The organism is Ralstonia sp. NFACC01, assembly GCF_900115545.1.
Taxonomy (GTDB): domain Bacteria; phylum Pseudomonadota; class Gammaproteobacteria; order Burkholderiales; family Burkholderiaceae; genus Ralstonia; species Ralstonia mojiangensis.
Genome location: NZ_FOWV01000010.1, coordinates 1 through 19,149, shown reverse-complemented (window position 1 = coordinate 19,149; position 19,149 = coordinate 1). Strand labels below are relative to the sequence as shown.

17 protein-coding genes are annotated in these 19,149 nt (G+C 65.6%); 7 read left to right on the top strand and 10 right to left on the bottom strand.

Features of this window, described 5'->3' with window-relative positions:
• Positions 1 to 26: 26 nt before the first annotated feature.
• Positions 27 to 1,334 (bottom strand): glutamyl-tRNA reductase, encoded by a 1,308-nt coding sequence (gene hemA / locus BM136_RS21665; RefSeq protein WP_092975645.1) that lies wholly within the window; start codon positions 1,332 to 1,334, stop codon positions 27 to 29.
• Positions 1,335 to 1,555: 221 nt separating this feature from the next.
• On the opposite strand from hemA, the gene BM136_RS21660 reads away from it, so the two are divergent.
• Positions 1,556 to 1,798 (top strand): GlsB/YeaQ/YmgE family stress response membrane protein, encoded by a 243-nt coding sequence (locus BM136_RS21660; RefSeq protein WP_092975642.1) that lies wholly within the window; start codon positions 1,556 to 1,558, stop codon positions 1,796 to 1,798.
• Between the two features lie 30 nt (positions 1,799 to 1,828).
• Here the strand turns inward: BM136_RS21660 and BM136_RS21655 are convergent, their stop codons facing one another.
• The 5 genes from BM136_RS21655 to BM136_RS21635 form a co-directional block, all read right to left on the bottom strand.
• A complete protein-coding gene (locus tag BM136_RS21655) occupies positions 1,829 to 3,787 on the bottom strand; it encodes a hybrid sensor histidine kinase/response regulator (protein ID WP_092975639.1) in 1,959 nt (652 codons plus the stop codon).
• Between the two features lie 26 nt (positions 3,788 to 3,813).
• Positions 3,814 to 4,281: a response regulator gene (locus BM136_RS21650; protein WP_009241984.1), complete on the bottom strand. Its 468-nt coding sequence runs from the start codon at positions 4,279 to 4,281 to the stop codon at positions 3,814 to 3,816.
• A gap of 26 nt (positions 4,282 to 4,307) precedes the next feature.
• Positions 4,308 to 6,596 carry an ATP-binding protein gene (locus BM136_RS21645; RefSeq protein ID WP_092975636.1) on the bottom strand — a complete coding sequence of 763 codons (2,289 nt, stop codon included), beginning with the start codon at positions 6,594 to 6,596 and terminating at the stop codon, positions 4,308 to 4,310.
• Positions 6,597 to 6,936: 340 nt separating this feature from the next.
• Positions 6,937 to 8,031: a redox-regulated ATPase YchF gene (gene ychF, locus BM136_RS21640; RefSeq protein ID WP_092975633.1), complete on the bottom strand. Its 1,095-nt coding sequence runs from the start codon at positions 8,029 to 8,031 to the stop codon at positions 6,937 to 6,939.
• A gap of 118 nt (positions 8,032 to 8,149) precedes the next feature.
• Positions 8,150 to 9,043, bottom strand: coding sequence for a DMT family transporter (locus BM136_RS21635; protein ID WP_092975630.1), 894 nt, complete (start codon positions 9,041 to 9,043; stop codon positions 8,150 to 8,152).
• 377 nt (positions 9,044 to 9,420) lie between these two features.
• Between BM136_RS21635 and BM136_RS21630 the strand changes: the two genes are divergently transcribed.
• Complete coding sequence (locus tag BM136_RS21630; protein WP_092975627.1) at positions 9,421 to 9,798, top strand: flagellar protein FliT; 378 nt, start codon at positions 9,421 to 9,423, stop codon at positions 9,796 to 9,798.
• Between the two features lie 31 nt (positions 9,799 to 9,829).
• Here BM136_RS21630 and BM136_RS21625 read toward each other — a convergent pair whose 3' ends face one another.
• The 3 genes from BM136_RS21625 to BM136_RS21615 are packed head-to-tail and all read right to left on the bottom strand — an operon-like array spanning position 9,830 to position 11,063.
• Positions 9,830 to 10,303: a lytic transglycosylase domain-containing protein gene (locus BM136_RS21625; protein WP_092975624.1), complete on the bottom strand. Its 474-nt coding sequence runs from the start codon at positions 10,301 to 10,303 to the stop codon at positions 9,830 to 9,832.
• Positions 10,304 to 10,324: 21 nt separating this feature from the next.
• The gene (locus BM136_RS21620) at positions 10,325 to 10,663 is read right to left on the bottom strand and encodes a hypothetical protein (protein ID WP_092975621.1); all 339 of its coding nucleotides are present in this window, start codon (positions 10,661 to 10,663) and stop codon (positions 10,325 to 10,327) included.
• A 10-nt stretch (positions 10,664 to 10,673) separates the two neighbouring features.
• A complete protein-coding gene (locus BM136_RS21615) occupies positions 10,674 to 11,063 on the bottom strand; it encodes a hypothetical protein (protein ID WP_092975618.1) in 390 nt (129 codons plus the stop codon).
• A 366-nt stretch (positions 11,064 to 11,429) separates the two neighbouring features.
• Between BM136_RS21615 and BM136_RS21610 the strand changes: the two genes are divergently transcribed.
• From BM136_RS21610 to BM136_RS21590, 5 genes are all read left to right on the top strand, one after another.
• Positions 11,430 to 12,725: a UbiH/UbiF family hydroxylase gene (locus BM136_RS21610; protein ID WP_092975615.1), complete on the top strand. Its 1,296-nt coding sequence runs from the start codon at positions 11,430 to 11,432 to the stop codon at positions 12,723 to 12,725.
• Positions 12,726 to 12,771: 46 nt separating this feature from the next.
• On the top strand, positions 12,772 to 13,518 hold the full coding sequence (locus tag BM136_RS21605; RefSeq protein ID WP_092975612.1) for a DsbC family protein: 747 nt from the start codon (positions 12,772 to 12,774) through the stop codon (positions 13,516 to 13,518).
• A gap of 78 nt (positions 13,519 to 13,596) precedes the next feature.
• Positions 13,597 to 14,613, top strand: coding sequence for an acrylyl-CoA reductase (NADPH) (locus BM136_RS21600; RefSeq protein WP_092975609.1), 1,017 nt, complete (start codon positions 13,597 to 13,599; stop codon positions 14,611 to 14,613).
• A 67-nt stretch (positions 14,614 to 14,680) separates the two neighbouring features.
• A complete protein-coding gene (locus tag BM136_RS21595) occupies positions 14,681 to 16,537 on the top strand; it encodes a M61 family metallopeptidase (protein ID WP_092975866.1) in 1,857 nt (618 codons plus the stop codon).
• Between the two features lie 18 nt (positions 16,538 to 16,555).
• Positions 16,556 to 18,772, top strand: a complete 2,217-nt coding sequence (locus tag BM136_RS21590) for an FUSC family protein (protein WP_092975606.1) — start codon at positions 16,556 to 16,558, stop codon at positions 18,770 to 18,772.
• Between the two features lie 87 nt (positions 18,773 to 18,859).
• Here BM136_RS21590 and BM136_RS21585 read toward each other — a convergent pair.
• On the bottom strand, positions 18,860 to 19,149 hold a 290-nt coding region (locus tag BM136_RS21585), incomplete at its 5' end, for an IS3 family transposase (protein WP_139219392.1).

Sequence of the window (19,149 nt, the reverse complement as noted above, 5' to 3'; positions counted from 1 at the left end):
GCAGCGCGCGTGCGATGCGCTGGCCGCTAGCGCTCGGAGTGGCTGGACTGGCGGAACAACGCCGGCAGCAGGTCGATGAGCTGTTCGCGGCCTTCGCCCTGCGCGTGGTTGAGCGCATGCGTCGGGCCGTGGAGGAATTTCTTGGTCAGCGCCTGCGACAGCGCTTCAAGCACCTGCGCCGGGTCATCGCCGCGCGCGAGCATGCGCTGGGCGCGTTCCAGCTCACCTTGGCGCAGCGTTTCGGCCTGCGCGTGCAGATCCCGGATGACGGGCACCACGCTGCGCGCGTCGAGCCAGTGCATGAAGTTCAGCACGCGCGTTTCGATAATGGCCTCGGCCTGTGCCACGGCAGCCTGCCGCAGGGCGTTGCCCTCGCGCACGATGGCGCCCAGGTCATCCACGGTGTAGAGGAATACGTCGGACAGGCGCGCGACTTCGGGTTCGATGTCGCGCGGCACGGCCAGGTCGACCATGAACATCGGGCGGTGGCGGCGCTGCTTGATGGCGCGCTCCACGGCACCCAGGCCGATGATGGGCAGCGTGCTGGCGGTGCAGGAGACCACGATGTCGAACTCGGCGAGCTTGGTCGGCAGTTCGGCCAGGCGCACGGCGCGAGCGTTCAGGCCCTGGTTCGACAGCGATTCGGCGAGTTTCTCGCCGCGTTCCAGCGTGCGGTTGGCGATCACCACTTCACGTGGCGTCTGCGCGGCGAAGTGGGTGGCGCACAGCTCGATCATTTCGCCGGCGCCAATGAACAATACGCGCTGATCCGCGATCGATTCGAAGATGCGCTGCGCCAGGCGCACGGCGGCAGCGGCCATCGACACGGAATGCGCGCCGATCTCCGTCGTGCCGCGCACTTCCTTGGCCACTGCAAAGGTGCGCTGGAATAGCTGATTCAGGTATGTGCCCAGGGCGCCCGCCTCGGTGGCGGTGCGCACGGCGTCTTTCATCTGGCCGAGGATCTGCGTTTCACCCAGCACCATCGAATCGAGCCCGCTGGCCACGCGGAACGCGTGACGTACCGCCAGCGACTGGCCGAGCGAATACACATGGGGCGCGAGTTCGCCGGCGTCGATGTTGTGGTGCTGTGCCAGCCAGCGAATCGCATGCTCGTGCGCGGTCTGCTCGGGCAGGTTGCCGTCGGTTGCGCAGTAGATTTCAGTGCGATTGCAGGTGGAAAGGATGGCCGCTTCGGCCGTGCTTCTGAGGTGCGGTAGGTGCTGGCGCAGCGTGCCCAGCGCGGGCTTGAGCTGCTCGAGCGGAAACGCCACCTTCTCGCGCAGGGAAAGCGGCGCAGTGTGGTGGTTGATTCCGAGCGTCAGCAACTGCATGTGGGGCGGCCGGTTAAAAGGGACGGCACGAATTTTGAGTACTCCGGATTATAACGCCCGCCCCCCAGATGAGCAGGACGCAGGTCAAATCTGGTGGCATGTGTGACTGAATGTCGATTATTCGTCACGTGCTGCGCGCTGTGCTGCCGTGGCCTTCTGCGGCGTCCTGCGCTAAGGTACGCGTCCAGTTGAATCGCTCAAGGGCAATACGGAGAACAGGCATGGGGTGGATCGGGCCGCTGTGGATCGGGCTGGCGGTGGGCGTGGCTGCGCGCTGGCTGCATCCTGCAGGCAAGCGCTTGGGCTGGTTGGCTGCGCTCGTGACGGGCGGGCTCGGCGCGTTGTTCGGTTACTACAGCGGCCAGTTTGCCCACCTGTATGCCGATGGGCAAATCATGGCGTGGACGAGCGCCGTGGTGGGCGCCATGCTGCTGCCTGCCGCCTGGGGCCTGCTGCGCCGCTAGATCAAGTGTCCTGCGGCATTCTGGCGCGTTTCAGCCCGCGCCCACGTCGGCGGCGCGCGCATCGCGTGCGGCCAGATATCCGGCCATCAGCGTTTCCAGCCGCTTGAAGTCCACCGGTTTGGTCAGGTGATCGGTAAAGCCCGCCTCCTGGCAGCGGGCGATGTCTTCTTCCATGCCATAGCCCGTAATCGCGATTGATGGTGCGGCTTGCCGCTCCGCAAACACGCGCACCACGTCCAGGCCGCTGCCGTCCGGCAGACCAATATCGCTGATCAGCAGATCGAACACGCCAGACTCAGCGGCTTGCATGGCCGTGCGGGCACTATTGGCCACGGCGACGCTGTGGCCGAGAATCTCCAGCATTCGCGACATGGCTTCGGCAGTATCGGCGTTGTCTTCCACCAGCAGCACGTGCAGGCCGCGCGTTGGTTGGGCGCGAGGCAAGGGCGGGGAGGGCGGTGTCTCGGGCTGCACCATCTCGGTGGCCAAGGGCAGTGTGAGCGTGAACGTGGCCCCCTCGTGGCGGCCGGCGCTCTCGGCAATCAGCGAGCCTTCATGCTTCTGCACCAGCGCATAGGCAATCGCCAGGCCCAGGCCGAGCCCGCCAAAACGCTGTGTGATCGATGCATCGGCCTGTTCGAACGCCGAGAAGATGCGCGGCAGCGCTTCGGGTTCGATGCCGATGCCGTTGTCCTTCACGGACACGGCAACGGCAGAGGGCGACGGGTTCCAGACCCGTACCTCGATGGCGCCGCCTTCGGGCGTAAACTTGACCGCGTTGCGCACGAGGTTCCAGATCACTTGTTGGATGCGCGCGCCGTCGGCGTACAGCCGGCTACGGCCTGCTTCGAAGCGCGTCTTGAGCGACAGCCGCTTGGCCTGCATGTCGTTGCGCGACATCTCCAGCGTGCTCTCCAGCAACGGATACAGGTCGACCAGCGCGAAGCTGACTGCCAGCTTGCCGCGTGCAATGCCGGTGATGTCGAGCAGGTCGTCGATCAGGCGCGCTTCCAGCTCGGCATTGCGGCGCACGACTTCAAGCTGTGCGACTACATACGCCGGCAAATCCTGGCGCAGTTCCAGCAGATGCACGGCGGTCAGGATGGGCGTGAGCGGCGTGCGCAGTTCGTGCGAGAGCACGGCCAGGAAGTGGTCCTTGGCGTGGTTGGCGGTCTCGGCTTCTTCCTTGGCACGGCGCAGGGCGTCGGCCGCGATGCGCTCTTCGGTGGAGTCGCGGATGATCTTGGAGAAGCCGACCAGTTGCCCGGTCTCGTTGTGGATGGCGGTGACCACGCTTGATGCGTAAAACGGCGTGCCGTCCTTGCGCAACATCCAGCGGTCGTCGGTGAGGCTGCCTTCGCGGCGCGCGCGTTCGAGCTTGCGCTGGAATTCACCGGCCTCGCGCGCAGCCTGCGGATACAGAATCTCGGCCGACTTGCCGAGGATGTCCTCGCGCGCATAGCCGAGAATGCTGCGCGATGCCGCGTTCCAGGTGCGCACGATGCCCTGCGGGTCTAGCGAGAGCACGGCGTGCTCCTTGAGTGCGTTGATCAGCAGGCGAAAGTGCGTTTCCGCTTCCCGCAGGGCCGCTTCGGCAGCGATGCGCTGGCGGCGTTCGGCGGCTTCGGCCAGCGCGCGCAACAGCACCACGGGCAGGCGCTGCAGGCGCTGCTTGATGACGTAATCGGTGGCGCCGCGCTTGAGCATGTCCACCGCATGTTCCTCGCCCAGCGCACCCGATACGAAGATAAATGGCGTTTGCGGCGCCATGCGGCGCGCAATGTCCAGCGCCTCCGCCCCCGTGAATTGCGGCAGCATGTAGTCGGCCAGGATGGCATCGAAGGTCCGTGCGCTGAGCTGGGCGACGAAGTCGGTCTCGTTGTCGACCAGCGTGGTGTCGGCCTGCAGGTTGGCGGTTTCCAGTCGCGCGCGCGTCAGTTCTGCGTCGAGCGGATTGTCTTCGACCAGCAGCAGTTGCAGATTGGGCATGGGGGCGATTGCTCCGGAGGGGGCGGCTAGCTCGCCGGCAGCAACGTACGGCGTGCCCGGGTGGAGCCAGGCGGCGGTTCGTTGAGCACTGCCCAGAATACCCCCAGATCGGCAATCGCATCGACAAACGCGCGGAATTCCACCGGTTTGACCACATAGGCGTTGACGCCCAGCTCGTAGCTGCGCAAGAGGTCGGTTTCTTCTCTCGACGAGGTGAGCATGACCACCGGCAGGCTCTTGAGCACGGGCGTGGCGCGAATCTCGGCCAGCACTTCCAGGCCGTCGACCTTCGGCAGCTTCAAGTCGAGCAACACCACAGCCGGGTTGCCCGGCACGCGTTGCGCGTAAAGGTTGCGTGCGTGCAGGTAATCCAGTGCCTCGGCGCCATCGCGCGTGACGACCACATCGTTGGCGAGTTGGCTACGCTCCAGCGCCAGCAGGGTCAGCTCGAGGTCGTTTGGGTTGTCTTCGACGAGCAGGATGGGTTTGAGCATGGTGACAATGAACGTGGAAAGAACGATCAGGTATCGCGAGTCGCGGGTGTGTGCAGGCCCGTCCTGGATGCCGCCTGCGGGTCGGGCGTGCGCGGCAGCGCGAAGTAGAACGTTGCGCCGCGATTGAGCTCGCCCTCGGCCCAGGTGCGGCCGCCATGGCGATCGATGATGCGCCGCACATTGGCCAGGCCGATGCCGGTCCCCTCGAATTCGTCCATGCGATGCAGCCGCTGGAACACGCCGAACAGCTTGGCCACGTATTCCATCGAGAATCCCACGCCGTTGTCGGCAACGCGCACGATGGTTTCGGCGTCGGTCTGTTCGGCGTCGATATGGATGCGCGCCGGATCACGGTCACGCGTGTATTTGACGGCGTTGGAGAGCAGATTGCGCATCGCCAGTTGCAGGAATGTCGGGTCGGCGCGCACCACCGGCAGCGCGGCGATGTTCCATTCGATATGGCGACGCCCTTGGTCAATCGTCAGGTCGCGGACGATGCCGCGTACGAGTTGCGCGAGGTCGACATCGGTCAGGTGGAGCGCGCCGCGCCCCATCTGCGAGAAGGTCAGCAGGTCGTCGACGAGCTTGCCCGCAAAGCGCGACGACTCCGAGATCGTTTGCAGAAAATGCCGCCCGCGCGCCGAGACGTGCTCACCCTCCATCTCGTCGAGCAATTCCGCATAGCCGGCAATGTGGCGCAGCGGCGCGCGCAAGTCATGCGAAACGGAATACGAGAACGCTTCCAGCTCGTGATTGGCGCGGCGCAACTCGCTGGTCAACTCCGCGGCTTCTTCGGCGCGGCGCAGCACGATGTTGAGCACGGCGTAGCGGAACTCCGCAGCGGTTTCCACTTCGCTCGTACGCCACGGGCGCGATGTGCGTGCGATGTGCTCGTGCCAATAATGCGTGCGTGCGAGCATCTGCCCGGTATCGTGAGCGGTGGCCGGGTCCGGCATGTCGCCCGCCCACCGTACGGTGTGCGGGGTTTCGGGACGGAACCACAGCACGTAGTGGCGATGCAGTTGCGAAACCTGCACAGCAAGCACGCCGCTGGCCTGGGGCAGCAGTTCGGCGCCGTCCGGATAGGCGGCGGCCAGATGGTCGGTGTGGAAGACATCGCCAGGGTGCTCATCGGCCAGCCATTCGGTCAGGCGCAGGATGCTGTCTTCGTCAGGCGCGGCACCGATGCGCACACACTCGCCCTGGCGCACGATGGCGGCGCCGCTGGCCGAGGCAAAGCTCAGCAGATCGGCGGGATGTTCGATCAGACCTTCCTGAAAATGGTCACGATCCGCCATTGCGGCCAGCAGGCGCACCAGGATGCGTCTCAGTTCCAGCCGGTGGGCGATCTCGGCACGGTCTTCCTTCGCTTCGATCTGCAGCGACAGAATTTGCGCGAGGTGTTCGCATGCCGTGCGCACTTCAAACGACAAAGAGCATGGCGTCGCATGGTGGCAGGCGATCAGGCCCCAGAGGTCGCCTCGCACTGTAAGCGCCAGCGTGAGCGAGGCCTTCGCGCCCATGCGGCGCATGGTTTGGCGCTGCGCCTCGGACGCCGCGCGCAGCGCCGCGTACGTCAGATCAGTCGCGCGCCCGGTGTACGGATGCAGCGGCGGCACCAGACCCACCGGCGTATCGTCGACGTCTGCCACGAGACGCAAGGGGTTGTGGCTATACAGGTTGCGGAGTTCGGGCGTCATGCCGGCTCCAGACAGGTGCGTGCCGACCAGCGTGTCATAGGCCTCATCGCGCGCTTCGGCGAGTGCCTGCAAGGAGCCATCGCGGTCAATGCGATAGATCGTGACGCGGCCGAAGTGCGTAAGGCGGCGGACTTCGCGCGCTGCCAGGTCCGTCAGCGCATCGACCGTGCTGACAGCTTGCAGGCTGGCAACGAACGTCCGCACCAGCGGATACATCGATGCAAACGCGCCGTCGGTCGCATGCACCGCGGGTTCCAGCTCCAGGATCAGCGTGCGCTTGTGCCGATGCATCACCGCGTCGAGCACGTGGCCGTGCGGCGTCTGCAGCGTGCCGATATACAGCGGATGGCCGTCGATGCTGTGTGTGCCCAGGGCGCGCTCCAGCACCTCGCGGCCGGCGGTGCCGATCACACGGTCCACGGGCGCCTGCAGCGCGGTGGCCACTGGCGTACCCAGCGCAGCCTCCAGGTTTTCGCTCACCTGGTGGATGCGTAAATCGGGTTCGGATAGGCATAGCAACACCCCGCGCGACTGGATGGCAGCGTGGCTGCCAATACCGGGCGAGGCATCGACGTCATCAACTACGGACAAGGGCGGAGGCGATTGCGAACTCATGGCGTTGGGCGAGTGCGCCGCCCCGAAGCCTTGGCTGAATGCCGGGCGGGTGCGGCGGGCTGCCCCGGGCGGAAGCGGCCTGCCGGGGTTCAGCGTATCCGCTGTGCGCTACGCAAGCGACGTGCCCGACACGCCAAAACGGCATAGCGATGCGCCCAGTGGAGCACTGAAGCTGCGTTCTCGGCCCTTCCCACAGGTAAAAAAGTGATGCTGGGTCGCTTCAACGTTACAAGACTGGAAGGGTAGCCGGACTGCCCCGTTGCCCAGGCGTGCAAGCTCGCTTCGCCCATGAAAAAAGCCCCGCAATTGCTGCGGGGCTTTTTCGTTGTGCTTGTGCTGCTCAGACGTTGAACAGGAAGTGCAGCACATCGCCGTCCTTGACGATGTACTCCTTGCCTTCGGCGCGCATCTTGCCGGCTTCCTTGGCACCTTGTTCGCCCTTGAACTGGATGAAATCGTCGTACGAAATGGTCTGCGCGCGGATGAAGCCACGTTCGAAGTCGGTGTGGATGGCCGCAGCGGCACGCGGGGCCGTGTCGCCGATGTGGATCGTCCAGGCGCGCACTTCCTTCACGCCGGCCGTGAAGTAAGTTTGCAGGCCGAGCAGCTTGAAGGCCGCGCGGATCACGCGGTTCAGGCCGGGTTCGTCCATGCCGATGTCGGCCAGGAATTCAGCCTTGTCGGCGTCGTCCAGATCCGCGATTTCGGCTTCGATGGCGGCGCAGACGGCCACCACCGGCGAATTCGTCTGCGCAGCGTAGTTGCGCACAGCGTCCAGGTGCGGATTGTTCTCGAAGCCGTCTTCGCGCACGTTGGCAACGTACATGGTCGGCTTGGCGGTGATCAGGCACAGCGGCTTGATGGTTGCCCACTCGTCGTCGGTCAGGTTCAGGCCGCGCACGGGCTTGGCTTCATCCAGCACCTTCTGCGCTTTTTCCAGCACGGCGACCAGCTTGGCGGCTTCCTTGTCGTTGCCCGACTTGGCGGCCTTGGTGTAGCGCTGCAGCGCCTTTTCGACCGTACCCAGGTCAGCGAGGGCCAGTTCGGTATTGATGACTTCGATGTCGGCGATCGGGTCGACCTTGCCGGCGACGTGGATCACGTTTTCATCTTCGAAACAGCGGACCACGTGCGTGATGGCATCCGTCTCGCGGATGTTCGCCAGGAATTGGTTGCCCAGGCCTTCACCCTTGGAGGCGCCCGCCACCAGGCCCGCAATGTCGACGAACTCGACCACCGCCGGCAGCACCCGCTCGGGCTTGACGATGTCGGCCAGCGCTTGCAGGCGGGCATCCGGCACTTCCACCACGCCTACGTTGGGCTCGATCGTGCAGAACGGGTAGTTCTCGGCAGCGATGCCGGCTTTGGTCAGGGCATTGAACAGGGTCGACTTGCCGACGTTCGGCAGACCGACGATGCCGCATTGGAGGCTCATGGTGAAAAAGGCTCTAAATCAAGGGGTTGCGTGACGCGGGGGAGGCGGCAGCACAGTGGAATCCGGGCTGTGCGCGTCGTTCACGGAAAGGCGTGATTGTAACCGCTCCGGATGGGGTCTAGCCCTGCGATGCCGCTTCGACGCGCTTGCGCTGTGTGCGGCTGGCCAGCACCAGGGCGATGCCGCCGAGGATGGCGGCGGAGGCGGCCGCCAAGCGCGGGGTCAGCGGCTCCGCCAGGAACAGCACCGCGCCGAACGCGGCAATGGGTGGCACCGACAGTTGTACCGCTGCCGCACGGATCGCCGACAGCCCTTTGAGCGCGGCGTACCAGAGCACATAGCCGATGCCTGAAGTGAGCGCGCCGGCGGCGAGCGCGAGCAGGATGCCGGCCGGGCTGGCGTGTGCGCGGCCATACAGCAACAGGCTCAGCGCAAGCGCCATGGGCGCGGCGCGCAAGAAATTGCTGGCAGTGGCAGCCAGCGGATTGTCGAGCCCGCGCCCGCGCAGCGAATACACGCCCCAGGCAACGCCCGCCACCGTCATTAACGCGGCACCCAGCGGCGTCGGCGCTGTCACGCCCGGTGATACGAGATAGACGAGCCCACCTGCCGCCAGCGCAAAACCCGCCCAGCCAAGCGCATCGAACCGTTCGCCGGCACGCAGGCCGGCTGCCAGCATGGTGAGCTGCACGGCGCCAAACAGAATCAGCGCGCCGGTGCCCGCGCTCAACGTCAAATACGCAAACGAGAAGAACGCGACGTAGAGGAACAACATTGTCGCGGCAGCCCAATCAACACGCGCTGGCGCCGCCCGCCCCGCGCTTGCCCGCGCAAGGACGGCCAGCACGACGGCGCCCGACACCAGCCGGATGCTGGAAAAGCTCGCCGCGTCGATGGCCGCGTGCTGCAACGCCAGCCGGCACAGCAGCGAGTTCGACGCGAACGCCACCATGGTGATGCTGGTGAGCAGCACCGTGCGCAAGGCGGGGTGCCCGTCGTTCGTCTGGTCCATGTGAGTTCTCATGCGATGGGCGATCAGCGCCCCCGGAGATGCCCGGCTCGAGCAACAGACCGCACGGGCGCGGCGCGATGCCCTCATTCTAGAAGGCGCTTCGGTCAAACAAGGCGCTTCCCGGCTGCATGGGCGAGGGGGAGGCGGCGTTACGGGCCCCGTTACGCGTTACGTTTCAGAAACGTAACAACTTCGCTTGAAGCGGCCGTTTTTCGGGTCTGCTACGCCCGCCATCAGATGCCCTCCGTATCCTGCTAGGCCAAGCCGGCAAAGGCTTGAGCGTCGTTTCCGAGCGTGCTGGAGACGGCGGCGGGCCGCCCGGGCATGCCTATTGCACTGGTATCCCGCAAACAACACGTTTGATTCTGGAGCACAGCATGTCCTGGACCGTCGCCACCGCCGCCCGCCCGATCCATACGGTTTCCGACAGCGCCGGCCTGTTCGCCTGCTACGAGGCCATCGCGAGCCTGTCCGAAGACATGGTGGATGCGGCCGAACGCGGCGATTGGGACGAGGTGAGCTTGCTGGAGCGCGAATGCGCGGCCCACATGGAGCGCCTGGGCCACGGCCTGCGCCCGGCCTTGTCGCACGAAGAAGTGCAACGCAAGCGCGACCTGATGATGCGTATCCTGGCCAACGACGCCCGTGTGCGTGCGCTGGTCTGCCCGCGCCAGGATGAACTGATGCGTCTGGTCAGCGGCGAGCGCCGCGCCATTGGCGCACGTCAGGCGTACGCCGCCGTCTCGTACTACTGAGCGGCAGAGCGGTTCGGAGGCCGGACCCGATTCAGCGGTCGGCCCGCAATTCTCCCCACGACATCAATACCCGCTGGATGCTGCGCGCATAGGCGTCGCGGTGGACAGGCGTTTCCGAGTGGTACGCGCCGATGGCCCGCCAGGTGTTTCCGTGGCGCACCATCTTTTGCTTGAGCAGCCAGGCCGCCACGAACACGTTGACGCAGGCGTCGGTCAGTGCACGGCGCGGCACGCCGTAGCGGGCCAGCGTACTGAAGTGGATCGAGTTGATCTGCGCCTGGCCGATGTCGACCGAGCCGTCGGCGTTGCGGTGGATGGCGCCGGCATCGCCCTTCGATTCGAACCACACGATCGCGCGCAGCACAGTCGGATTCACGCCCTGATAGGTGCCGGCCTGCTCGAAGCAATCGCCCGAAGCCGCGTGCACGGCAAAGCTGGAGGCGGCCAGCACAAGCGCCGCGCCAATGCGGCTGCCGGTCAAGCGAAGAGGGCGGGCGAGGTGCATGACGGCTCCGGCGGTTTCTGATTACTTCTGCAGGGCCGCTTCAAGCTGACGCTCGATACCGGCCAGATACGTGTGCGATGCCTCCGACACCACCATGCGCGGCACCGGCTCGGTCGCCTTGCGCCACTGGGGGGTCACGACCTTGCGCTTGCCGCCGCGCGTGTGCACGGCGGGCACGGCCTCGGTTTCGGCCCCGCCGCCGGGCGGCAGCATCGCCAGCGAGGGCAGGGGCGGATAGACACGGTCGGGCGCTGCGGCCGTCGCCGGCATCAGTGCGTCGGGTGGCGCGGCAAAGGCCGATGCGGCCGGTACGGTCAGCAGGCCGACGGTGAGCGCGAAAAGCAAATGGGGCATACGCATGACGGTCCTCTTAATCCTGCGTGCGGATCGTCACGCTGTAAGGCTGGCTGGCGCTGACGGTCAGATTTTCCAGGCGGACGTAGCCGGCACGCTGCGCGGGCACGCCGTTCCACAGCGCCTGGTTCAGGTAGCGGAAATCCTGCGCCAGCGCGGCCACCTGAATCGTCGCCGGGCGTTTTTGCGCAGCGGCCAACGCGCCGGCCTTGGTCAGCACGGCGGTCAGTTGCGGGTCATGCGCGCCCAGTGCATCGGGCGGGATGGCGAAGGTCATGACTTCGCCCGTGGGCGCGGTGCGGGCCACCGGGGCAGGCGTCTGGGCAGGCATTTGCGCACAGCCGGCCAGTGCCTGCAGCGCGGCCAGCATCAGCGATATGGCGGAGCGTTCGGAGAAAGTCCACATGGCGATGAGGAATGCGTGGATCGGACCCGCACTGTATCGGCGGGTCGTGCGTGTCAAAACGTCGAATTACCCAGCTTTTATCGTCCATCCTGACGGATGGCTTGAGGGCCCGATCCAAGGTGGAAATGGCGTCACATCGCGGGTTTGTGGGTGAGCGACGTGCTTGGCACATATGCGGCGCAAACGCCATCTCAAAGCGGCAAATATGCGCTGTACGTTGCAATAGGCCCGGGTGATGCGGACGTCTCGCCGGGCCGGTGCTGCGCGTAAACACCGAGCCGGGATGCCATGGCGCCAAGTGTCGGCCGTGACACATTTGCGCGGCCACAAGGCTGCAAGATCCCCCGCCGCTATAATCGGCGCACCATGAATACACCCGCGTTTTCCTCTTCCAAGGCGGTGCCAAAAGAGGCAGTGCCTTACCACCTGGCCGTGGTGGGCGGCGGCATCGTCGGGAGCGCCTGCGCGCTGCGGCTGGCGCAGATCGGCTTGCGCATCGCGCATATCGCACCACCTGCTCCAGCCTCCGCACCGGCCGGGCCGGACGCCTGGGATGCGCGTGTCTACGCGTTCTCGTCCAGCTCTCAAGCATTGTTGGAGCAGTTGCGCATCTGGCCGGCGCTCGACATGACGCGCGTGCAGCCTGTGCACGACATGCGGATCTTCGGCGACGACGCTGCTGCGCGCGGCGAGCACGCCCACCCGGACCTGCATTTTTCCGCCTACGCAGCCGGCACGCCGCAACTGGCGTGGATTGCTGAATCGTCGCTCGTCGAGCGCGCACTGGAAACGGCGCTGCGCTTCGCCCACACGGTGCAGACCTTACCGCACGCCGCCGCCGGCTTCGAAATGGAAGCCGAAGCCGTAAAGCTGACGCTGGCCGACGGCCAGACGATCCGCGCGGAATGCGTGATCGGCGCCGACGGCAAGCATTCCTGGGTGCGCCAGCAGGCCGGCATCCAGGCCGAAGCAAAGCCGTATCGCCAGCTTGGCGTGGTCGCCAACTTCCAGGCCGAGCGCTGGCATCAGGACACCGCGTGGCAATGGTTCCTCGGTGCATCTGCCGAGCAGGCCGCCGCCCCGGATGACGCAGCCCCGGTACGCGGCGAGATCCTCGCGATGCTGCCGCTGCCCGATCGGCGCGTGTCGATGGTGTGGTCCGCCAGCGAAGACCACGCCCGCGAGCTGCTCGCGCTGTCGCCCGAGGCGTTGTGCCGTGCCGTGGAAGCCGCCGCGGGTGGCGCCATCGCCGCCCGCTTTGGGCGCCTCTCGAACATCACGCCGGCGCAGGGCTTCCCGCTCGTGCTGCAACACGCCAGCCGGGCGGTCGCGCCGCGCGTGGCGCTGGTGGGCGATGCTGCGCATGTGATTCATCCGCTGGCCGGGCAGGGCATGAACCTCGGGCTTCGGGATGTGTCCGAAATTGGCAGGGTGATGGCGGAACGTGAAACCATGCGCGATCATGGCGATCTGAGGTTGCTGCGCCGTTACGAACGTGCCCGCCGCGAAGATCTGCTTTCGCTCACGGCCGCGACGGACGGTCTGCACAAACTGTTCGCCCTGCCGGGCGCGCTGCCCCGCACAGTACGTAACGTGGGGATGCGCATGGTGGGCATGACGCCATTTATCAAACGCTTGTTGATCAAGCACGCACTCGGCTGAGGCAATCTCAGCGGGTTTGTGGTTTTTCGGGGTTCCAGGAGTCGTTATGTCGTTTCGTATTCGGGTGGCGGCCATCGCCTCTGCGGTGGCAGTGGCAGCCATTGGCGCGGGCTATGTATTGAGCGCCGGTGCCGCCGAGCCCGCTTTGGACAAGGTCAAGGCCACGGTACAGAAGGCCCTGGGCCCGAACGTGGAGATCAAAAGCGTCACCAAGTCGCCGCTGGCTGGCCTGTACGAAATCAACCTCGGCAGCCAGGTCGTCTATAGCGATGCCACTGGCCGCTACGTGCTCAACGGCGACCTGCTTGATACGCAGACCGCCACCAACCTCACACAAGAGCGCCTGGCCGAGCTGAACCGCGTGAAGTGGTCCGACCTGCCGCTGGACCGCGCCGTGAAGTGGGTCAAGGGCAACGGCGCACGCAAGATCGCCGTGTTCTCCGATCCGAACTGCCCGTACTGCCACAAGCTAGAGCAGATGCTCACGCAGGTCGACAACGTCACCGTCTACACCTTCCTGTTCCCGATCCTGTCGGAAGACTCGAACACCAAAGCCAAGCAGATCTGGTGCTCCGCCGACCGTGCCAAGGCCTGGCGTGACTGGATGACCGCCAAGACCGCCCCGGGCGGCGCCGGCACCTGCGACACACCGCTGGAAGCCAACCTGAAGCTTGGTCAGCAACTGAACGTGACTGGCACGCCGGCCATCATCTTCCCGGACGGCACTCGGGCCCCCGGCCTGATCGACGCGGCCACGCTGGAGCGCAAGTTCGCCGCGCTCAAGAAGTCGTAATTCGCACGAAGGAAGCGCCGGTCGATCCGGCGCTTTTTCTTTGGGCGCTCGCATTCACCACACCCTCGGAGACTTGGCATGTCGTTTCGCGCGCTGATGCTGGAAAAGCAGGATGGCGGGTCGCTGGCCCACATCGTTGACCTCGACGACGCGGCGTTGTCCACGCCCGAAGCGCTTGCCAACGACGTGACCGCTGGTGACGTGCTGATCCGCGTGGACTGGTCGACCATCAATTACAAGGACGGCCTTGCCATCACCGGCAAAGGCCCCGTCGTGCGCAAATGGCCGATGGTGGCCGGTATCGACGGTGCGGGCGTCGTGCTCGAATCTACGCACCCGGATTGGCGGACGGGCGATGCGGTCGTGCTCAACGGCTGGGGCGTCGGCGAGACGCACTGGGGTTGCCTTGCCCAGCAGGCGCGGCTTTCCGGCGATTGGCTGGTGGCATTGCCGGTAGGGCTCGACGCCCGGCAGGCCATGGCGATCGGCACGGCAGGCTACACGGCGATGCTGTCGGTGCTGGCGCTGGAGCGCGCCGGCGTGAAACCCGGCGATGGCGAGGTGCTGGTGACCGGCGCGTCGGGCGGCGTGGGCTCGATCGCCATCGCGCTGCTCGGCAAGCTGGGCTACCGCGTGGTGGCGTCCACCGGCAAGACGAACGAGGCCGATTTTCTGCAGGCACTGGGCGCGAAGGATGTCATCGACCGTGCCGAGCTTGCCGCCCCGGGCAAGCCGCTGCAGAAAGAACGCTGGGCGGCAGTGGTCGATTCGGTGGGCTCGCATACGCTCGTCAATGCCTGTGCACAGGTGCGCTATGGCGGCGTGGTCACGGCGTGCGGGCTGGCACAGGGCATGGATTTTCCGGCCACGGTGGCGCCGTTCATCCTGCGCGGCGTGACGCTGTACGGGATCGACAGCGTGATGGCGCCGCGTGCGTTGCGCCAGACCGCGTGGCAGCGCCTGGCCGCCGATCTGCTGCCCGATCGCCTGGCCGCCATCACGCGCGAAGTGACGCTCTCAGGGGCCATCGACGCCGCACACGACATCATGGCCGGCAAGATGCGCGGGCGCGTCGTGGTCGACGTCAACCGATAGGCTGGCAGGCGGGTTTGCGGACGATTTGCCTTCGGCAGCGTGGGACGGCAACGCTACAATGTCCGCCATGAAGCCGATCCGCTACACCATCGCCCCCGCCGCGCCCGAGGCGCACGTTTTCACCGTCACCGTCACGGTTGACGCGCCCGACAGCCAGGGCCAGCGTTTTTCGCTGCCGGCATGGATTCCGGGCAGCTACATGATCCGCGAGTTCGCACGCAACATCGTGCGGATCGAGGCATCGTCCGCCCACAGGCCGGTGCGTCTGACCAAGGTCGACAAGCACACGTGGTGGGCCGCACCGTGCACCGGACCGCTGACGGTTTCCTACGACGTCTATGCGTGGGATTTGTCGGTGCGCGCGGCGCATCTGGACGCCACGCACGGTTTCTTCAACGGCACGTCGGTCTTCCTGCGTGTGGAAGGCGCGGATGACCAGCGTTGCCTCGTCGACATCCAGCCGCCCGCCGGAGATGCCTACCGCGGCTGGCGCGTGGCCACCGCGCTGCGCGAAGCGACCGGCCGCGTTCAGGGCAAGGCTGGCGCCAAGCGCTACGGCTTTGGCTGGTACGAAGCGGCCAATTACGATGAACTGATCGACCACCCGGTCGAGATGGGCACGTTCGAGCTAGTGTCGTTCGAGGCCTGCGGCGCGCAGCACGACGCCGTCTTTACCGGCCGGGTGCCGAATCTCGATCTGGAACGCATCGCCCGCGACTTCAAGCGCATCTGCGAAGCGCAGATCCGCCTGTTCGAGCCGCACACCGCCACGGCGCCGTTCCTCGACAGCAACCGCCGCTACGTCTTCATGACGATGGTCACCACCGACGGCTACGGCGGCCTCGAGCATCGCGCCAGCACCGCATTGATGTGCGCGCGCAATGACTTGCCCGTGACCGGCCGCGACGAGACCACCGAGGGCTATCGCACCTTCCTTGGCCTCGTCAGCCATGAGTATTTCCACACCTGGAACGTCAAGCGCATCAAGCCGGCCACCTTCGTGCCGTACGCACTCGACCGCGAGGTCCACACACCGCTGCTGTGGCTGTTTGAAGGGTTCACCAGCTACTACGACGACCTGATGCTGGTGCGCTCGGGCCTGATCTCCGAAGCGCAATATCTGGAGATGCTCGGCAAGACGTGGAATGGTGTGCTGCGCGGCAGCGGCCGACTGAAGCAGAGCGTGGCCGAAAGCTCGTTCGATGCGTGGACGAAGTATTACCGCCAGGACGAGAACGCGCCCAATGCCATCGTCAGCTACTACACCAAGGGCTCTCTGGTGGCGCTGGCACTGGACCTGACGATCCGCACGCAGACCCACGGCGAACGTTCGCTCGACGACGTGATGCGTGCCCTGTGGGTGACGTACGGCCGCGATTTCTACGCCGCCGGCCACACGCAGCGCGGCGTGACCGAAGCCGGGTTGATCACCCTGATGGAAGAGACCACCGGTGTGCGCCTGCGCACGCTGGTCCGCCAGTTGAGCGAAGGCCGCGACGACCCGCCGCTGCCGGCGCTCTTCAAGGCGATGGGCGTGAGCGCCACGCGCAAGGCAGCCGACGCGGCGCTCGCGCTGGGCGTCAAGACCGCCGCTGAGAATGGCTTCGTCAAGCTGCAGCAGGTCTTCGATGGCAGCCCCGCGCAGCGCGGCGGGTTATCTGCCGGCGATCTGATCGTTGCGGTGGATGGCCTGCGCGTGCCGGCCGGCCAGCTCGACAAGACGCTCACGCGCCATCGCGCCGGCGATACCGTGCCGGTGCACGTGTTCCGCCGCGACGAACTGATGACGCTGAACGTGACGCTTGCCGCGGATGCGACGCCGCAGTTCACACTGGCGCTGGCCACGGAGCCCTCGCCGCTGCGCTCGGCGTGGCTGGGCAAGCGGGCGGCTGCGCGCAAGGTGGCGCGCGGCAAGTCGGCCTGACGCGCGCCGCCTGATCCGATGGATTACGTCCACGATCCACGTACCTTCCTCTATAGCCATTACGTCTCGCGCGGCATCCGTACTGCCACGGGCGTGATTGGCTTGACGCTGCTCGCACTGCTGGTGATGGACTTGCAGGGCGCGATGGTGGTGTCGATCGGTGCGCTTTGCACCAGCCTCATGGATTTGCCCAGCCCGCTGCGGCACAAGTTCAACGAGATGATGGCGTGCGTGCTCCTGACGACCGCCGTCACGTTTCTCGTGGCAGTGGTGACGCCATACGCGATCCTGCCGGCCGTGATCGTGGTGGTGAGCTTTCTGGCGGGGCTCATGGTGGCGTACGGCAACAAGACGATGCCGCTGCAGTTTGCGGCGCTGTTCGTCATGACGCTCACCTTTACCGAGGAATTCGCCTTTCGCGAAGCCGTAGAGCACACGTTGCAGTTCTTCCTCGGCGCCATCGGCTACATGGCCTTTGCGATGGCAGTGGCGTGGGGCCAGCGGCGACGCATCAAAGAACAGGTGCTGGCCGAATGCCTGTACGAACTGGCCGTGTACGTGGAATGCAAAGCCGGCTTTTACGACGCATCCAAGGATTTCGACGAGCAGTTCAATGCGCTCGTGCGTCAGCAGATTTCGGTGGCCGACAAGCAGCAGGTGGCACGCGATTTCGTGTTCCGCGATAACCGCACCGCCAGCGACGGGCGCCTCGTGCAGATCCACATGCGGATGCTCGACATCTACGAGTACCTGCTGTCGTCCAACACCGATTACACCGTGCTGCGCCAATGGCTGGCCGATGCCGAGGTGTTGCGTCTGCTGCGCGAGTTGATCGAGCGCATGCGCCTGGACATCGAAGGCGTCGCCTATGCCGTCGGCCGGGATCGGCCATCGCCTACGCCGATGTCGTACGACAAGGAGATGGCCGCCATTGAGGCAGCGCTGCTCGAACTCCAACGCAACCACCATGGCGTGCCGATCGAAGCCATTGCAGCGCTGGAAGAGTCGGTGGCCACGGTGCGCGGCGCGATCCGCCTGATGGCGCAGTTGCATGCCGCCACTGACACGCAGGTCGAGCCGTCGCAGGTGCTGCTGCGCCCGGACATGACGCCGTTCCTCACACGCCAGAAATATGAACTGCGTCTGGTGCTTGAAGAACTGACTTGGCGGTCTCCGGTGCTGCGCTTTGCGTTGCGCATCTCGATGGCGGTGGCTGCCGGGTTGTGGATCGCCGACCACCTGCCATATGCGTCGCACGGCTACTGGGTCTTGCTGACCATTGTCGTGATCCTCAAGCCGACGTTCAGCATGACGCGCCAGCGCAATTTCGATCGTGTGCTTGGCACACTCATCGGCTGCGTGATCGCGGCGGTGATTCTGCGCTTCACCCATTCGACGTGGATCCTGATGGGTGTGTTGTACCTGTCGACGGCGGCCAGCGCAGCGTTCGTCACCGTGCGCTACCGCTACACGGCCATTGCGGCGTGCGTGCAGGTGCTTATCCAGATCAACCTGCTGCTACCAGGCAGCAAGGGCGCCATTGGTGAACGGCTGGTCGACACGCTGATCGGCGCGGCCATCGCCACCGCCTTCAGCTACGTGTTGCCCGCCTGGGAATATCGCAACCTGCCCAAGCTGGTGGACGACGTGCTGCGCACCAACCGGCGCTTTATTGAGGCCGCGCGCGAGCTGCTGCTCGGCACGCTCAAGGATGATTTCGCCTATCGCGTGCAGCGCAAGCAATTCATGGAATCGCTCACGGGGCTGATCTCGGCCTTCGCGCGCATGCTGGACGAACCCAAGAGCCGCCACCGCGCCGTCGACAACCTCAACCGCTTCATCGTCCAGAACTACTTGGTGGCCGCGCATGTGGCGGCGGTGCGCATCCTGATGCGTCAGCGCGCGCAGGAGCTGGACGAAGCTGACACCCGCGCGCTGGTCGAGCAGACCGCCGAAGCCGCGCTCGAAAGCCTCGCCCGCGCCAAGGAGCGTTTCGACCAAGCCGTGCATGAAGGCGGTTGGGGCGTGCGTCCGCGCGATACGCAAGAGTTGGGCGCTGCGGATTTCGCCGATAAATCCGCCCGTTCCCGCATGGTCGATGCGGCAGCAGAATCGGATTCGCTATCGGCGATGCACTTGCTGGAGCGGCGCCTGCAGGCGCTGCGGGCCGACACGGCCAAGATTGCATTGCGCTGTGGTGCGCTCGGACGCGCGCTGCGTATCTCGAAGGACTAGCGCGGCCGGCGGCTGAAAGGCTTCGCACGGGCGGAGATATTCCACCGCGACTGCGCTGAGCCCTGGACCTGAATCGCCCCGACTTTCCTAGACACCCGCGAGCCGTTGGGAATGGCGTTGTTCGAACTCTACCGGTGATAGACCGTTGGCGCTCGAATGGCGCCGTGTTGGGTTGTAAAACATCTCGATGTAGTTGAAGACATCGGACTTGGCCTCCTGCCGGGTGGCATAGATCTGCCGGCGCACCCGCTCGCGTTTGAGCAACTGGAAGAAGCTCTCCGCCACTGCGTTGTCGTGGCAGTTGCCGCGCCGGCTCATGCTGCACAGCAGGTTGTGCTCGCGCAGGAAGCTTTGCCAGGTGTGGCCGGTGAACTGGC